The following is a 17,058-nucleotide window of genomic DNA, read 5'->3' on the forward strand; positions in this document are numbered from 1 at the left end:
TACACCATAAAATAAAAAACAGATTTATTATGGTGATGAGATGACTGACGCGATTCGGTATTTTTTTAAAATGGAATCCGCTGCCGGGATTATCCTTGTAGTTGCTGCTGTACTGGCTATGCTGGTGGCTAATTCTCCTTTAGGGGATGTCTATACCTCTTTTTTACATACCTATGTATCGGGTATGTCTGTCGTTCACTGGATCAACGATGGCCTGATGGCTGTCTTTTTCCTGCTTATCGGATTAGAAGTTAAACGGGAACTGATGGAAGGGGCTCTGAAGTCCCGGGAAACGGCCATATTTCCTGCTATAGCGGCTGTTGGTGGCATGCTGGCTCCGGCATTAATTTATCTGCTATTTAATATGGGAAACACACTGGCACTCCAGGGGTGGGCTATTCCTGCAGCAACAGACATTGCGTTTGCTCTGGGTATCATGGCTTTGCTGGGAAGCCGGGTTCCGGTCGCACTAAAGGTATTTTTACTGGCACTGGCTATTATTGATGATCTCGGCGTTGTAGTGATTATTGCCTTTTTCTACAGCAGTGATCTGTCGGTTCTGTCTCTGGCTGTCGCTTTTCTGATGACGGGCGTACTGTTTATGTTGAATGCCCGACATGTCAGCAAATTGTCCTGGTATTTGATAGCCGGAGGGATCCTCTGGGTTGCCGTACTTAAATCAGGTGTACATGCTACGCTGGCCGGTGTTGTTATAGGGTTCGCAGTGCCACTGAGAGGCGCGGATACATCGTATTCTCCGCTGAAGCGACTCGAACATGCTCTTCACCCGTATGTTGCGTTCGCGATTCTACCGCTGTTTGCTTTTGCCAACGCCGGGATTTCTCTGGAGGGGATTTCTGTCTCCGGTCTCACAGCCATGCTTCCGTTGGGGGTGGCGTTTGGACTATTGATAGGTAAGCCTCTGGGAATCTTTACTTTTAGTTGGCTGTCGATAAAAACCGGACTGGCAAAATTACCCGAAGGCGTGGGGTTACGGGAAATTTTTGCGGTATCCGTTTTATGCGGAATCGGATTTACCATGTCGATATTTATCTCATCACTGGCATTTGCTGGTAATGAGCCTGCCTTTGATACTTATGCAAGGCTGGGAATCCTAATGGGATCAACAACCGCAGCGGTTACCGGGTATGTGCTGCTTAACCTGTTCTTGCCAAAATCTGGGGTAAAAAAAAGCCCAATCCAAAGTGGGCTGGGCAATAAACATAGGAGTTAATAAGAAAAGCAGCATACCTGAGTGAGCCAGTAAGAAATCATGTCTGGCGACTTGCAAGACTATCGAAAGGCACTGTTCACTACACTGGGTATAGACAGGAGTAACAGTGAACAGTTCCCTGATGACTGAAAAAAATTTCTGAAGCAGAATGAACCGTATCAAATAGCGTCTCTTTTTCAGGTAGGAATCTTTGTTTGCAGCTAAGATTTCTACAACAGAACAAAAAGATAGAGAGGCTGTTATGTGTTCGATCAGAAGACATTGGATCAGTGACCCTGCGTTCCGTTTTTTTAAGAAGGTACTGCCGCCCTTGTCTGAAACTGAGAAAGAAGCGATGGAATCCGGTAGTGTCTGGTGGGACGGAGAGCTGTTTTCTGGTCATCCCGACTGGCAAAAACTGCTGAACTATCCTAAACCAAGACTGACTCATGAAGAGCAGCAATTTATTGACCATCAGCTTGAGACTTTGCTGGCTATGCTGGATGATTATCAGATGGTTAAACGGGACAGAGATCTTCCTCCTGCCGTATGGGATTATCTGCGTAAGGAAGGTTTTTTTGCTTTTATTATCAGCAGACAATATGGTGGACATGGCTTTTCGGCTCTGGCAAATTCAACCATAGTGACAAAAATAGCCTCCCGGAGTGTCAGTGTCGCTTCCACTGTCATGGTTCCTAATTCTCTTGGACCGGCGGAGCTGTTGTCCCGTTATGGAACTGAAGCGCAAAAGCGGTTTTGGTTGCCACGTCTGGCGGATGGCAGAGATATTCCCTGCTTTGCGTTAACCAGTCCTGACGCTGGATCTGACGCAGGGAGCATTCCGGATGAAGGAATTGTCTGTCGGGATGTTTTTGATGGTGAGGAAACTATCGGCATAAAACTTCACTGGAATAAGCGTTATATCACATTGGCGCCTGTAGCGACAGTACTTGGTCTGGCCTTCAAGTTGTATGATCCAGATGGCCTCATTGGTGATAAAAAGCATATCGGCATCACGCTGGCACTTATTCCGGCGAACCATCCCGGTGTTGAAACGGGAGAACGGCACGACCCTATGGGACTGGCGTTTATGAACGGTCCGACACGGGGACATGATGTCTTTATTCCGCTGGACTGGATTATCGGTGGTCAGGCGTTTGCGGGTAAAGGCTGGCGTATGTTGATGGAATGCCTGTCGGCAGGACGTGGCATTTCTCTTCCCGCGATGGGAACAGCGATTGGTCATCTCACGGCTCGAACCTGCGGGGCATATGCCTATGTCCGGAAACAGTTCGGTTCTCCTATAGGAACGTTTGAAGGTGTAGCACAGAAACTGGGACGTATTGGAGGACTGACTTATCTGTTGGAAGCTACCAGAATTCTGACGACAACAGCTCTCGATCTGCAGGAAAGGCCGGGAATTGTAACGGCTATTGCCAAATCCCATATGACGGAGATGGCCCGAATCCTCATGAATGATGCTATGGACATTCATGGCGGGCGAGGGCTGCAACAGGGGCCAATGAACTATCTGGCACAGCATTATAGTGGAACACCGATAGCCATTACCGTAGAAGGCTCCAATATTCTGACCCGTAACCTGATGATATTCGGGCAGGGAGCCATTCGCTGTCACCCATATCTTTTGCATGAGATGGCAGCAGCAATGATATCCGATCCGGAAGAAGGTGCTGGTGAGTTTGATCGTCAGTTGCCCGGACACATCGTACATACCGTGAAAAATGCTATCGGTACACTGGTCGCTGGTATTACCGGAGCCAGATTCATCCGAAGTGGTATTAGTGGAGAAACCTGCGGTTATTATCGTGATCTGACCCGGATAAGCAGGGCTTTGGCATTGAGTGCAGAGATCGCAATGATCGTTTTGGGGGGGAATTTAAAGCGTAAAGAGATGATTTCTGCTCGGCTTGGTGATGTGCTCAGCTATCTTTATATGGCCTCGGCGGTACTGAAACGCTATGAAAATGATGGTCGTCAGCAGAGTGACCTTCCTTATGTTCATTACGGGGTTCAGCATTGTTTACATTATGCAGCCATTGCATTGCAGGAGACCTGTACGAATTTTCCGCAACCTTGGGTTGGTAAGCTGTTAAGCCTGTGGATGTTTCCGCTGGGGAATGGCTTTCGAAAACCAACGGATGCACTGACCATTCAGCTCGCTGAAACATTGATGATGCCTGGAGCCCATCGGGAAAGACTCACCTGTTTATGCTATGTCGGAGAGTCGGAAACAGACGCGGTGGGATTGGTTGAACGGGCTTTTCAGTCTCTTTATGCGATTCGTCCGCTGGAGCGAAAGCTGCGTCAGGCAGAGAAAGCAGGAAGGATTCCTTCTGGTGGAATGGATGAACCCCGGCTCAGACAGGCACAGGCATCGGGCATTCTCACTGCCACGGAAGTCGAAGCCATACTTAATGCTGAAAAATTGCGTACGATGGCCATTCAGGTTGATCACTTTAGCAAGGATTTCTCTGAAGTCTTGACCTTCGGCAATTCAGGCTCTATAAGAACTCCAACCACTTAGGAATTAAAAGGAAATGCTAAGAAAAAGGGTGCGCTCTCTCTCTTTACCTTTTATCCTTTGACCGTTTTGTTAAGGAAGTTGAATATGATCATCAAACCAAGAATTCGTGGATTTATCTGTACAACCACTCACCCTGTTGGTTGTGAAGCAAATGTAAAAGAGCAAATCGCATATACTAAGACTCAGGGGGCGATTAATAATGCACCTAAACGTGTGCTTGTTGTCGGTTCTTCCAGCGGCTATGGCTTGTCTTCCCGTATCGCTGCGGCTTTCGGTGGTGGAGCATCAACAATTGGTGTCTTCTTTGAAAAAGCCGGTACGGAGAAAAAAACGGGGACGGCAGGATTCTATAATGCGGCGGCTTTTGACAAGCTGGCTCATGCAGAAGGTCTGTATGCCAAGAGCCTGAATGGCGATGCGTTTTCAAATGAAGCGAAACAGAAGACCATCGAACTGATTAAAGAAGATTTGGGTCAGGTCGATATGGTGGTGTACTCACTGGCTTCACCAGTACGTAAAATGCCAGAAACCGGTGACGTGATCCGTTCTTCTCTGAAGCCAATCGGTGAGACCTACACATCTACAGCGGTTGACACTAATAAAGATGAAATTATCGAAACCAGTGTTGAACCGGCAACCGAACAGGAGATCAAGGACACAGTTACCGTTATGGGCGGTGAAGACTGGGAATTGTGGATCAATGCTCTTGCAGAAGCCGGTGTCTTGGCTGATGGCTGTAAAACCGTTGCGTATAGCTATATCGGTACTGAGCTGACCTGGCCAATCTACTGGGACGGTGCTCTGGGTCAGGCGAAAATGGATCTGGATCGAGCGGCTGATGCACTCAATACCAGGCTTGCTGCGACTGGCGGTAGCGCTAATGTTGCGGTACTGAAATCGGTCGTAACTCAGGCAAGTTCTGCAATTCCTGTCATGCCTCTGTATATCGCAATGGTATTTAAAAAAATGCGCGAAGAAGGGGTACATGAAGGTTGTATGGAACAAATATACCGCATGTTCAGTCAGCGTCTGTATAAAGAAGACGGCAGTGCTCCGGAAGTCGATGAGAAGAATCGTCTGCGTCTGGATGACTGGGAACTGCGAGATGATATCCAGGGACATTGTCGTCAGCTATGGCCTCAGATCACAACTGAAAACCTGAAAGAGCTGACTGATTACGAAGATTACAAAACCGAGTTCCTGAAACTGTTCGGCTTTGGTATTGAAAGTGTAGACTACGATGCTGATGTAAATCCGGCAGTGGCATTTGATGTAATTGATATTTGATAGAGATATCGTATGTCTGAAAAAACCGTTTGCTCTTGGCAAACGGTTTTTTATATAAACCGATTATCTCTATCAGCTCAGGATAATCAATATCGTCCCGGCCAGTGTCATCAGAATATTGGCGATAGCATAAGTGCCTGCGTAGCCGAGAGCAGGGATGGTTGAACGAGCATAATCGTTCACAATGTCCATTGCCGGAGCGCAGGTTCTGGCACCAATGATGGCTCCGAACAACAGAGCCCGGTTCATTTTAAACACATACGCACCAACCAGATACGCCATAACAACTGGAAGCACACTGACGACAAAGGCAACCGCGATAACCTGTATACCTACTTCACTCAGATAAGTAAAAACATCTGCACCGGCATTGAGTCCGATACCGACCATAAAAAACATCAGTCCGAGATCTTTCACCATATTCAGAGCTCCCTGAGGGACATAACCGAAAGTAGGGTGGTTGGCCCGCAGGAATCCCAATGTGATACCGGACAGCAGTAGTCCGACGGCATTACCCAGGCCAAAGGTAACCTGACCGAATGTCATCGTGATCAGACCAAACAGGATACCCAGAATGAAAAAGCTGCAGAATGCCAGTAGATCGGATATCTGGCTGTGGATAGAAATAAACCCGATGCGTTCGGCTAATCCGTGCACCCGGCTCTTTTCACCACTGACCTGAAGTATATCGCCTTTGGCCAGAACAATGTTCAGGTCCATCGGCATCTCAATCTGAGCTCGGACAACACGGTTCAGGAAACAGCCGTATTCGGCAAGATTAAGATCAGAAAGCTTCTTACCGGCAATGCTGTCACTTTTTACGACGATTTCTTCTTCGACAACTCTCAGATCAAGCAGGTTACGGTCGAATACTTCTTTTCCGTTCCTGAAACTGGGATCCAGCCGGGCATGGCTGTCCGGGTAGCCTACCAGTGCAATCTCGTCACCTTCCTGCAGAATGGCATCGCCGTCTGGATGGGCAAGGATACCGCTCCGGCGAATGCGTTCAATGTAACAGCCAGTTTGTCGGTAGATACCCAGTTCTCTAAGGTTTCTTCCGTCGATCCAGTCGATAAGCTCTTGCCCGACACGATAAGCCCGGATAATAGGCAGGTAGACCTTTCTTTGTCCGGCATTACCGATTCCTCTTTCCTGAGCAATACGTTCAGCACTGTCACGCAGATTTTCTTTTTGCAACTTGGGCAGAAGTTTTGCAAATAAAATCATGCTGATGAGACCGACAAGATAAGCAAGTGCATATCCGACGGACAGGTTTTGCATCACAATATTCATGTCCATATTGTGTGGCAGAGTCGCGAGCCCGGAATTTAGAGCATCTTGTGCACCGACCAGAACAGGGGTAGCGGTTAAGGCACCAGCCATCACACCTGCAGCAAGACCATATCCCAGCCCCAGATAATGGCTGGTAAAGTAGGTTAGACTGATGGCGGTCACCAGAACAATTAGGCTGAGTAGTAAATAATGCTTACCGTCACGGAAAAAAATACCAAAAAAGTTTGGGCCGGCTTCGATACCGACACAGTAGATAAACAGCATAAAGCCGATGGTCAGGGCTTCGTGGTTAAAAGAGAAGCCGATATTCCCCATGATGAGGGCTGTAAAAAGAACACCAATAGAGTTGCCCAGTTGTAGACTTCCGAAACGGATTTTGCCGATAGCAAGCCCGATAGCCAGAACAACAAAAATTAGCAGAATGGGATTTTGTTCAAGGATGATGGCGACATCTATATTCACGGTTTAGCTCAAACACACGTTGTGGCAAAAAGAAGAGTAATGAGAGAAATTGTATATGAATAATGAGAAATGATAAGGAAAAATTAGTGTTAACAGGAAAATAATGTGGGCGATTCAGCTATAGCAGCTTTATCTGCGGGGATCTGGCATAGATTACCCGGTAAAGCTGCTGAAGCGAATTTGTTCACTTAGGTTCAACAGGTCTAATTGTACAGTTCCAGATGTTCAACGGCATAAGCTTCAAATTCGGTGCATCCGCCGATATGTTTCTGATCAATAAAAATTTGTGGCACCGTAGTAACGGGTTTTCCTGCCCGTTTTTCCAGATCTGCTTTGGTGAGTCCGGCGACATTGATATCAATATAACTGTATGTGAAATTATCCCGCTTTGCCTGCAACTGTTCTGCGATTCTATGAGCTCTTACACAATATGGGCATCCCGGACGGCCAAAAATCTCAACAACCATGCATATTTCCTTATCTGTTCATTTGGAGTATTGCACTACTATGCATCAGGAATAGCAGGAAATAAAGAGGGAAACCGGCTTGCTTTATGCGGAGCATCTAAAAGTTTTTATCCATTTTGCTGATCCTTAGCCAATTAGGCTTAGTGATACGGTATTTACACAGTTCTATTTACACTCTTATTAAGAGTTTAGTTACTGGATAGAGCTAGGGTGATGTTGACCTGATTTTTTATCTCATTGTTGTTCCTTCAATCTTTAGCATCTCATGATTCTGATGTATTGATCAAATTTGCATACTTCTAAAATAGGATTGATCGACATCTTGATGCTATTATTAATTGACTGATACTAATAAAAATGTTGATGGTTATCGTAACTATATAACAAACTTTTTGGGTCTTATGTCATGAAATATTTATTGATAGTTATGCTCATAATTTCAATGCCAATTAATGCTGATACATTCAGAGCCCATTGCCGTGAAAGAGCTCCAGAACTAATACCTAGAGATGAAGGGTGTAGTGGCCCAGTTGCTGAAATTGTTGAGCTTGCAGTTCAACGAATGGGACACACCATAAAGTGGTCTAACGTACCTTGGGCAAGAACTATAACGGTTGCTGAGTTCGGTGATGTTGACATCATTCCGAGACATTCAATGAATGCTAAACGTGATGTTTTTCTTAATTCAGTAGCCTATGGTTACAGCATTCGAAAAGTGTATTACATGATTGCTCCCACAAAAAATATTAAAATTAACAAATTTGAAGATTTAATCCCATATAAAATTGGAGCATTGCGCGGGAGTTTTTATTCAGATTTATTTGCTAATTCATTAGGATTAAATAAATATTTTTTCAACAACACAGAGCAAATGGTAAATATGCTTGAGAGTGGTCGTATAGATATTGCTGTCACTTCTTCAAATCATGATGTAGAAAAGTTTCGAATGATAAAAGGTGTTAGAGAAGCAGAATATATAGAATATTTTTATAACGGTAGATATATAAGCATTCCTAAAAAATCGCCGATGTCAAAATATTATAATAATTTTCAAAGCATTATAAATGATATGGTCTCTTCTGGGGAGATAGGTGTAATATTCAACAAATATGGCCTTAAAGCACCAGCGCAGAAATAAGACATTTAGAGAATCCCTACGACCAAGATTCCGGTGATGACTTTTCTACTGGAATCCATGTCAACTTGTTAGTTGTGTGTTCTGACATTTTGATGACCATTAATTAATTCTATTTACAGGCCGCTTTTTCGGGATGTGCCCTTTTTGCCTAGAAAGTAGGCCTAAGATCAAACTTTTTGTTGAAATTTCTCCCTAAAATCAAACGTATGCTACTGTATTTATTAGTATTGTTTTTTGTTTGTTTTTGATAAAGAACTTACTCAAAAAACCACTTAACTATCTGTTATATATAGAAAATAAGGTGGGTTAGAATTGTTTCAGTTTATGACGGCGGCCAGAATTATTTTTGGTGAAGGGGCACTAGCCTCGTCCCTTTCTTTATTTAACCACTATGGGTACAGCGTACTGCTGGTGACCGGAAGAAATCACCAGAGAGCGGCTCAGGTTATAGGGTATCTGAATAGCCAGAATATGCGTTATCAGCATGTCTCTGTTTACGGGGAGCCTCATATTACAATGGTTGAGGAAACGGCGGTTATGGGGCGACGTTTTAAACCTGATATGGTTATAGCGATTGGTGGGGGGAGTGTGCTGGATATGGGAAAAGCTCTGTCTGCTATAATTCCTAACCACGGCGATGTGTATGATTATGTGGAAGTTGTCGGCAGAAATGTACCACTAAAAACAAAATGTTTGCCACTAATCGCCATCCCGACAACAGCCAGTACCGGAGCAGAAGTGACCAATAAGGCGGTACTCAGATCCGGGCAGGATAAAGTCAAAGTCAGCTTGCGCAGTCCAGACATCCTTCCCGATGTCGCTATTGTGGATCCTACTCTTACCTATGATACAGATGCGTATCTGTCTGGCCGGGGGGCAATGAAAACCTTTACCCATTTAATGGAATCTTACGTCTGTGGAGACCCTAACCCATTGGCTGACATGGTCTGTGAGGAAGGACTCCGGCGACTGAACCGGGCGATTATATCTGGATGTCTGGAAAATGATTTTAAGGCAAGGGCTGATCTTTCCTTTGCAGCAATGTTGGGGGGGATGGCAATCTCAAATACTAAGCTGGGGGCGGCGAACGGTCTTGCGTCATCTCTAGGTGGAAAGGTTCATGCTCCGCATAGTGTTATAACGGCAAGGCTCGGGCCTTTTGTTATGGAAGAAAATATCAGTGCTGCCAGGCAGGCAGGCAGGAGTGATCTGCTGCACCGTTACCGGAAAATTGCCCGTATAGTGTCAGGAAATCCTGATGCAGATGAAGAAGAAGGCGTTGAGTGGAGCCGAAATATGCTTGAGCGTTTTCATCTGCCTCTGCTGACGGAGTTTGATATCTGTTCAGTTTCTTTTGAACAGGTGGCTCGGGATGCAATGAAGTCTTCTTCTATCAAAGGGAATCCATTACCGTTAACGGAAGAACGGTTGATCCGTATTCTGCAAAAAGTCTGTGAGGGGCAAGGTGTCAAAACCCGACAGAATCCAGCAGATATTCCAGTAGAAAAAATACATATTAAAGAAGTCTCACACAGATAGGCTGAGACAGAGTCAACCCTCCCGCCGACTGCTACGGGGGAGGGAACATAATCAGAACTGAGTAATTTTATCGTAACGAGAGTCTTTTAGCGCTTCTTTTACACGCTTCAGGTTTTCTCTGAAACCAGTGCCACGTCTTAGTGTAAAGCCTGTGGCCAGAACATCAATAACTGTCATTTGTACTACACGGCTTGCCATTGGCATATATACGTCGGTGTCTTCCGGTACGTCAAGCGTAATGGAGAGAGAGGCCGCCCGATCCAGTGGTGAATCTTTTGCGGTTACAGCAATGACGGTAGCACCATTTTCTTTTGCCAGACCCGCAACCTCGACCAGACTTTTCGTTCTGCCTGTATGAGAAATCAGAACCACAACATCATTATCCGTGCAATTTATACAGCTCATGCGCTGCATAACAATGTCTTCAAAGCAGGCAATCGGGATATTAAAACGGATAAATTTATTCTGGGCATCTTTTGCTACTGCTGACGATGCGCCAAGCCCGAAAAAGGAAATTCGCTTCGCCTGAGTCAGAAGATCCACCGCACGGTTTACCTGAGCAGCATCAAGACTGTTTTTAGCTACGTCCAGACAAGCCATGGTTGATTCAAATATCTTATGTGTGTAAGCATCCGGACCATCATCTTCTTCCACATTACGGTTTACATAAGGCGTGCCATTGGCAAGGCTTTGTGCAAGGTGCAGCTTAAAATCGGGAAAACCCTTGGTATCCAGACGACGACAGAAACGGTTAACCGTCGGTTCACTGACGTCCGCCATTTTAGCCAGAGTTGCAATACTTGAGTGGATTGCCGTCTGGGGAGAAGCCATGATCACTTCAGCGACTTTACGTTCTGATTTGCTGAAGTTATCCAGACTTTTTTGTATCTTTTCTAGTGTATTCATAAGATTAGACAGTAAATTATATACTACTCACACGTCCATTCGTTGGAGCTATTTTACCTAGCCAGAATGAACCTACAACTTGATTTCAGTATAAACCTAAGTGTTCTGCTGACTGAAACAAAAGCACCTTAAAAACAGAATTTATTGGCGAGAATATGACAAACCTCAAACAAAATTTCAGTTTTGGAAGCCCGATAAAAGGCCGGTTAGTGCTAAGTTGCGGATAATCGGCCGGGAATGATTAGTTAATTACATAAATCAGAAAGAAAGTTTCAATTTGGTTGATGTGATTTCCTGAGCCAATTTATCAATTTCCTGTAGCAGTGAGTGACAGTGTCCGGCGATCTCCCTTTGTTCCTCCAGTACGGCTGACAGAATAGATTCTGTTGTCAGTGGATTGGCCAGAACGACTCGGAAGACAATGGTATCCCTGTGTCCCCATTGTCCTGGATTCAGTCGGGTGCGGGAAACAAATGATTTACCGGATTCCCTCTGTTTTTTCTGAATATATTTGGTCAGATCATTCAGCAGACGGTGTAATTTATCCTGTTGGTCTCCCGTTGCTATTTTCAGTGCAGCCTGTGCATAGCAAGGGACATAGCGGTAGGTGAGCAGACACAGCTCTGGTTCCGAAATCAGCTCAAAATCGTCCTGTTTCTTGATCAAATCGGCAAAATAACGAGCTTTATTAATACTCTGATCAATCAAGAGTTCGTATCCTGGCCGGCTAATGATATGCATACAGGCATACACCAGCATAGCCATGCCGGATCGGGATCCTTCCAGCGTGTGGCTGCCCAGGTCTTTAGAGCCCTGACGCAGAATATATTCGGCGTGATGTTCAATAACTGAAACGGCGTCCGGGTTCTTAAATAGTACCATTCCTGCTCCCATAGGCAGGTACAGCTGTTTGTGGGCATCGATCGTGATGGAATCAGCCAGTTCGATACCGTCCAGAAGATAGCGATTATTTTCTGACATCATGGTAGCTCCACCCCAGGCGGCATCTACATGAAAATGACATCCTTCCTGTTTGCTGATGGTGGCTATTTCCCGCAATGGGTCGATATTGCCGGTTTCTGTTGTACCGGCCACACCCACAATAGCAAATGGTTTAACGTTTTCGGCTTTTAATGCCTGAATTTTCTGTTTAAGATCCTGTGTACAGATGCGGTTATTGTCATCGGTTTTTACGGCGACAAGACGATTCTGGCCAATACCAAGCACATTCGCTGCTTTTTTCAGGGAATAGTGTCCTCGTTCCGATACCAGTATAGCGAGATCATCATAACCATAGTATTTCATGGCTCTAATCAGACCTTCATTTTCCACACCGGCAAAAGTACCGTCAGCTTTCAGCGCATTGTTCCTGGCTACCCAGAGTGCGGTGATATTAGCAATGGTTCCACCCGAACAGAAGGCTCCCAGAGAGTGATTGGCACTGTGCATCCAGCGAGTGTAAAAATCATCATTCTGTGCATAAAAGAGCTTATGCAGCATGCCCAAAACCTGACGTTCCAGAGGAGTAAACGCTTTTGAGGTCTCAATTTTTACCAGATTCTGATTCAAGGCGATCATAATCTTAGACAAGGGCATCAGGAAATAGGGAAGAGCCGATGTCATATGGCCAATAAAACTGGGCGCAGACGTATGCACAGAATGTGATACCAGTGTATCCAGAAGATGTTGAGTATGGTCTGAGACAAATGAAGGTTTTTCCGGCAGCGTTGGGTTAGCGAAGTCTTTCTCGATATCCTGCAGTTTTTTTTCTTCGGCAACAATGTGCTCTCTCAGAAACTGATTCAGGTTCTGAGACAGTTCAGCTTCAATTTTGGACAAGGTAGAGTCAGGTGCTTCCGGCACGGTAAAAATCCGGAGCAGGCTTTCAAGGCTGACATCTGCTGTTTTGTTTTCCGCTAACATACTCGTATTGCTTTTATATGTACTTATTTGATTCTGGCGGGACAATCTAAACGAAAACCGAACCAAAGTCCCGTTTTAATTCGGTAAACTCTTTTTTCCCTTTGCTACACAGGACCCAGAGAGACAAAAAACAGTATAAACAGGGGAACGACCAGACTGAGAATAAACCCGCTGACGATTGCAACAGGAACACAACGAACGCCTCCGCTTGTCTGAATTACCGGGAGAGTAAAATCCATAGCGGTTGCACCGGCATAGCCAATAGCGGTACAGGGTCTGTTTCTTATCATCAGTGGAATTGTAACCAGAGCTACAAGTTCCCTGAACAGCTCAAGCATAAAGGATGCTCCACCGAAGACGGGGCCAAATGCATCCCCCATCAGAATACCCGACAGGGAATACCAGCCAAAGCCGGATGCCATGGCCAGAGACTGATACAGCGGCAGGTCAAGGAGCAGTGCCGCGATGACACCGCCGAGCCATGAAGAAAGGATCATCACCAGAGAAATGAGCATTCCGTGCTTGTTCAACAGTATTTGTCTCAATGTCAGGCCACTGTTGCGTAACTGGATTCCGATGAAAAATAACAGCAGAAACAAAATCCATTCAATAGCGGTATCTACCCAGTACAGATTGAACGGTAACATGAGCCCTGCCACCAGTCCGCTGCCGACGATCATGATCAATATCAGTGAATCCTTTAGCATGCTGACAAGAGGAAGTGGTTTGCCGGATTGTTCTGATTTCAGTGGAAGTATCTTGTCGATAAGAGGCAAAACAGAATAGTTACAAAGACCGATCAATACAAAAAAACTTCCGCTATAGAGAAGAATGCTTTGTAGATTACTGCTGAGATTATCCAGAGCGGCGAGACTCATTCCCATCAGGAACAGGATGATATAGACAATATTGGCAGTATATCGGTTGATGGTATTCAGCAGGTTCCTGCTGGAAAGAGAAAACAGATATCCCAGGAGCAGAGGGGCAAAGATAAACAGCATTCCGGTAAACATAGCAAACGTCAAACAGCCTTGAAAATAGAGATAAAAACGGGGATACCCATGGTATCCCTATTTACGCAGTGAATAAATAAGCCGATCGATACTGACAAGATGACTGGCAGTTATAAGCGATCGATATCTACAGGCCAGTGGAATTCATTACGTCATGGATCCGGGTCTGAAAATCAGGTTCGCTGAGATTACTGAGCTCAAACAGCGCCTCAGCACCGACAAGATTAAATTCGACATAGTGGTCATCAATGTTTTCGTCCTGACGGCGGAACATCAGCAGATGGTTAGCCATCCGGGCAATGTCCAGATAGGAAATATCTTCTTTCGCCGTACCAGATTCTTTATTTGTCGCAACCTCGATAAAGTCATGGTCAAACCCCCATTCCTGCAGTACCAGTTTGCTGGTGGAAGGGCAGCGGGAATTAAAAATCTGCATAGCAAGATTGTGATCCAGATAATTACCGCGATCCAAATAGAGGTGATACTCATTAACCAGACAAAAAAGTCCGATGTCGGCCAATAGACCCACTAGCAGAGATTTCTCTTCTTCTAGATAGCTGTATTCTCCGTTGGAATGCTTCAGTATTTCCTGAGTAACCAGCACCATGGTTGCTGCCAGCTCTCGGGATACAGTCGCACTTTTGACCAGTATGGTGTTGCACTTTTTATCCAGATTAACGGAGTGTTTCATCTGCTCGATTGCCTGAGCAGTCACAATATCCCGGACACGCATGATTCCCAGACGGGAAACGGCAGTGTGAAGGTCGGTACAGGAAATATTTCTTCTGTTAAAAACTACAGAGTTGGCGACCCGGATTACGACGGCTGCCAGACTGGGGTCTTCAATAAGACAATCAGAAATTTCCGGAATACCGGTTTCTTTTTGGGTGCATAATTGTTGTATTTTCAGCACAACATCTGGAATAGGGGGAAGAGTAATTTTCCCCATGGTAATGGAGTGTTCAACAAGTTGAGCAAACTCAGATTCGAGGCTTTCTAAAAGGAGCGTCTTATTTTCTGGTAGCCAATAAAATGATAGATGATTCATGCTGATTTCTTTTCTGTAGCTTCTTTTCTAATAGTACAGTCTGATTCCTTAAATTAGCAACATAACATAAAGAAAAATCAGTGATATCGAGTCTGTTTCTAATTGCAAATAAGATTAATATTTTTTAGTTAAAAATTAACACGGCTTACAAATAGCAAAAAGTGTGATGCTTTGCTGCGAAAGTGTGATCTTTGGCGGGTTTATTTTTATCATTGGTCTTACTTATTTTTCGCTGTTAAGTATGATTGTATTGCTGCTGTGGAATATCCAATACCAATAAGAGAACAAAAAATGTTCTCAGAATAAAAAACAACATACCGCCCAGTTGATGGTTACATGTACCTGTGTGGTTTTTATTGATGCAACGGGGGGAAGAGTAACTGATGTTGGAGGTATAAATAATGGATATGGCTAAGCAGCCGTTTTGTGATTATGCCGTTAAATTTGGAAAGTATCAGATACGATCCATGTTTGGCGGTTTAGGTCTGTTTCAGGAGCAGGCGATGTACGCGTTACTTGCTGACGATATCGTTTTTATCCGCGGAGGTGGATCGTTAGACGACAGGCTGAAAAAGCTTGGGTGTGAAAAGTATCGCCATGTCAAAAAGCAGACAACAGCAACAGTCAATTATTACGATATTACCCACCTGTATGAGTCTCAGGATGGCAGGCTGGATGAGTTAATCCGGGCTTCAATAGAATATGCTATCGAGGACAGAAAGACCCAATATACGACAGGTCCTCTTCGGTTAAGAGATCTTCCTAATATGCAATTAACTCTGGAAAGAATGCTCAAAAAAGCGGGTATTGAGGATGTGGCTATGTTTATGGACCTCGGTGCAGAACGTGTATTTAAAAAGGTACAGGAGAAGTATGGCAATAATGTGGATATCCGTCTGCTCTGGCGCTTTGCCGGTGCGGTTGATGGTGTTCACTGGAGACTTTTACAGGAATCCCGAAAAGAGGCTTTGAGGAAAGCCTGTAATCTATAAGATACGGTCGTTTTCTGGCACGGTTTCAGAACAACAACATTTACACCAGAGACAGACACTAACCCGGCAGCGCCGGGTTTTTTTATCCATTTCTGAGAGCAGGTTTCCTGCATTGCACAAGGATCTTGAGGTTATTGGGGTATATCACTATGATAATCAATATGATGTACTAATTATTCCTGACCTGAGGGGACAGATCTGAGTGCTGGATTATTTTTTGCGCAGGATGGTACTGGTAATACCGACATTTATCGGTATCACTATTTTAATTTTTGCAATAACCCGTTTGGTTCCGGGTGGACCCGTGGAGCGCATGCTGGCTAGTATGCAGTTTGAGTCAGGGGAAACAGCGTCAGCTGTAACGGATGTCGGTGCCAGTTCAGCACTGTCGGATGATCAAATTGCACAGCTTAATGAATTCTATGGTTTGGATAAACCGGTTACAGAAGCTTATTTTGAATGGTTGACTAAGCTGGTGGCTCTGGACTTTGGAGAATCAACCCGCTATTACGAACCGGTTACAGGTATGATTGCTGAACGTTTGCCGGTTTCTCTTTTTTATGGTGGTATGACGTTCTTTTTTGCTTATTTTATCTCTATCCCTCTTGGCTACTATAAAGCGCTCAAGCATGGTTCCTGGTTTGATTCTGCATCTTCTATTCTTATTTTTATTGGTTATGCATTACCCGGATATGTAGTCGGTGTGCTTCTGATCACCTGGTTTGCCTATAGTCTGGAATGGTTCCCGATGGGGGCGTTTACCAGTGATGACTTTGACGACTATGCATCCTTGTATGAGCAGGTCAAAGATATCCTGTGGCATGCGGTTTTGCCGCTGATTTGTTACCTGATTGGTGATTTTGCTACCTTAACAATGACGATGAAAAATAACCTGATGGAGAACCTTTCGGCGGACTACATCCGTACAGCTATCGCGAAAGGTTTACCTTTTAATCAGGCCGTCCGGAAGCATGCTCTCAGAAATAGTCTGATCCCTGTTGCCAGCCATTTCGGTAATTCTCTGTTATTTTTTATGAGTGGTTCTTTTTTAATCGAAGTTATATTTGATATTGATGGCATTGGTCTTCTGGGGTATGAATCAATAGTAGAACGGGATTATCCGGTTGTTATGGGGATCGTCGCAATTAATGCCGCTATGCTATTAGTGGGAAATATTTTGTCTGATATTTGTGTTGCTCTGGTTGATCCGCGCGTTAAATTTGGGGGATAGA

Annotated in this window: 13 protein-coding genes; 7 read left to right on the forward strand and 6 right to left on the reverse strand. The window is 44.8% G+C overall.

Annotation, left to right across the window (positions count from 1 at the left end):
* Positions 1-40: 40 nt before the first annotated feature.
* The 3 genes from nhaA (at position 41) to fabV (ending at position 5,045) form a co-directional block, all read left to right on the forward strand.
* Positions 41-1,234: a Na+/H+ antiporter NhaA gene (gene nhaA, locus CSW98_RS01105; protein WP_100798605.1), complete on the forward strand. Its 1,194-nt coding sequence runs from the start codon at positions 41-43 to the stop codon at positions 1,232-1,234.
* 241 nt (positions 1,235-1,475) lie between these two features.
* Positions 1,476-3,758: an acyl-CoA dehydrogenase gene (locus CSW98_RS01110; protein ID WP_100799135.1), complete on the forward strand. Its 2,283-nt coding sequence runs from the start codon at positions 1,476-1,478 to the stop codon at positions 3,756-3,758.
* Between the two features lie 84 nt (positions 3,759-3,842).
* Positions 3,843-5,045, forward strand: coding sequence for an enoyl-ACP reductase FabV (gene fabV / locus CSW98_RS01115; protein ID WP_100798606.1), 1,203 nt, complete (start codon positions 3,843-3,845; stop codon positions 5,043-5,045).
* A gap of 72 nt (positions 5,046-5,117) precedes the next feature.
* Here fabV and CSW98_RS01120 read toward each other — a convergent pair whose 3' ends face one another.
* Entirely contained in the window at positions 5,118-6,800 is a 1,683-nt protein-coding gene (locus tag CSW98_RS01120) for an aspartate:alanine antiporter (RefSeq protein ID WP_100798607.1), read from the reverse strand.
* A 203-nt stretch (positions 6,801-7,003) separates the two neighbouring features.
* Positions 7,004-7,267 carry a GrxA family glutaredoxin gene (locus tag CSW98_RS01125; RefSeq protein WP_100798608.1) on the reverse strand — a complete coding sequence of 88 codons (264 nt, stop codon included), beginning with the start codon at positions 7,265-7,267 and terminating at the stop codon, positions 7,004-7,006.
* A gap of 406 nt (positions 7,268-7,673) precedes the next feature.
* Between CSW98_RS01125 and CSW98_RS01130 the strand changes: the two genes are divergently transcribed.
* On the forward strand, positions 7,674-8,405 hold the full coding sequence (locus CSW98_RS01130; protein ID WP_100798609.1) for a substrate-binding periplasmic protein: 732 nt from the start codon (positions 7,674-7,676) through the stop codon (positions 8,403-8,405).
* A 312-nt stretch (positions 8,406-8,717) separates the two neighbouring features.
* Positions 8,718-9,944 carry an iron-containing alcohol dehydrogenase gene (locus CSW98_RS01135; protein WP_100798610.1) on the forward strand — a complete coding sequence of 409 codons (1,227 nt, stop codon included), beginning with the start codon at positions 8,718-8,720 and terminating at the stop codon, positions 9,942-9,944.
* 51 nt (positions 9,945-9,995) lie between these two features.
* Here CSW98_RS01135 and CSW98_RS01140 read toward each other — a convergent pair whose 3' ends face one another.
* From CSW98_RS01140 to CSW98_RS01155, 4 genes are all read right to left on the reverse strand, one after another.
* Complete coding sequence (locus CSW98_RS01140) at positions 9,996-10,850, reverse strand: MurR/RpiR family transcriptional regulator (RefSeq protein WP_100798611.1); 855 nt, start codon at positions 10,848-10,850, stop codon at positions 9,996-9,998.
* A 258-nt stretch (positions 10,851-11,108) separates the two neighbouring features.
* A complete protein-coding gene (gene panP / locus CSW98_RS01145; RefSeq protein ID WP_100798612.1) occupies positions 11,109-12,773 on the reverse strand; it encodes a pyridoxal-dependent aspartate 1-decarboxylase PanP in 1,665 nt (554 codons plus the stop codon).
* A 104-nt stretch (positions 12,774-12,877) separates the two neighbouring features.
* Positions 12,878-13,786, reverse strand: coding sequence for a LysO family transporter (locus CSW98_RS01150; RefSeq protein WP_100798613.1), 909 nt, complete (start codon positions 13,784-13,786; stop codon positions 12,878-12,880).
* Between the two features lie 127 nt (positions 13,787-13,913).
* Complete coding sequence (locus tag CSW98_RS01155) at positions 13,914-14,834, reverse strand: HDOD domain-containing protein (protein WP_100798614.1); 921 nt, start codon at positions 14,832-14,834, stop codon at positions 13,914-13,916.
* Positions 14,835-15,235: 401 nt separating this feature from the next.
* Between CSW98_RS01155 and CSW98_RS01160 the strand changes: the two genes are divergently transcribed.
* Positions 15,236-15,826 (forward strand): TfoX/Sxy family DNA transformation protein, encoded by a 591-nt coding sequence (locus CSW98_RS01160; protein ID WP_100798615.1) that lies wholly within the window; start codon positions 15,236-15,238, stop codon positions 15,824-15,826.
* A 202-nt stretch (positions 15,827-16,028) separates the two neighbouring features.
* On the forward strand, positions 16,029-17,057 hold the full coding sequence (locus CSW98_RS01165; protein ID WP_100798616.1) for an ABC transporter permease subunit: 1,029 nt from the start codon (positions 16,029-16,031) through the stop codon (positions 17,055-17,057).
* The last annotated feature ends 1 nt before the right edge of the window (position 17,058 follow it).

The organism is Vibrio sp. HA2012, assembly GCF_002812955.1.
GTDB lineage: Bacteria > Pseudomonadota > Gammaproteobacteria > Enterobacterales > Vibrionaceae > Vibrio.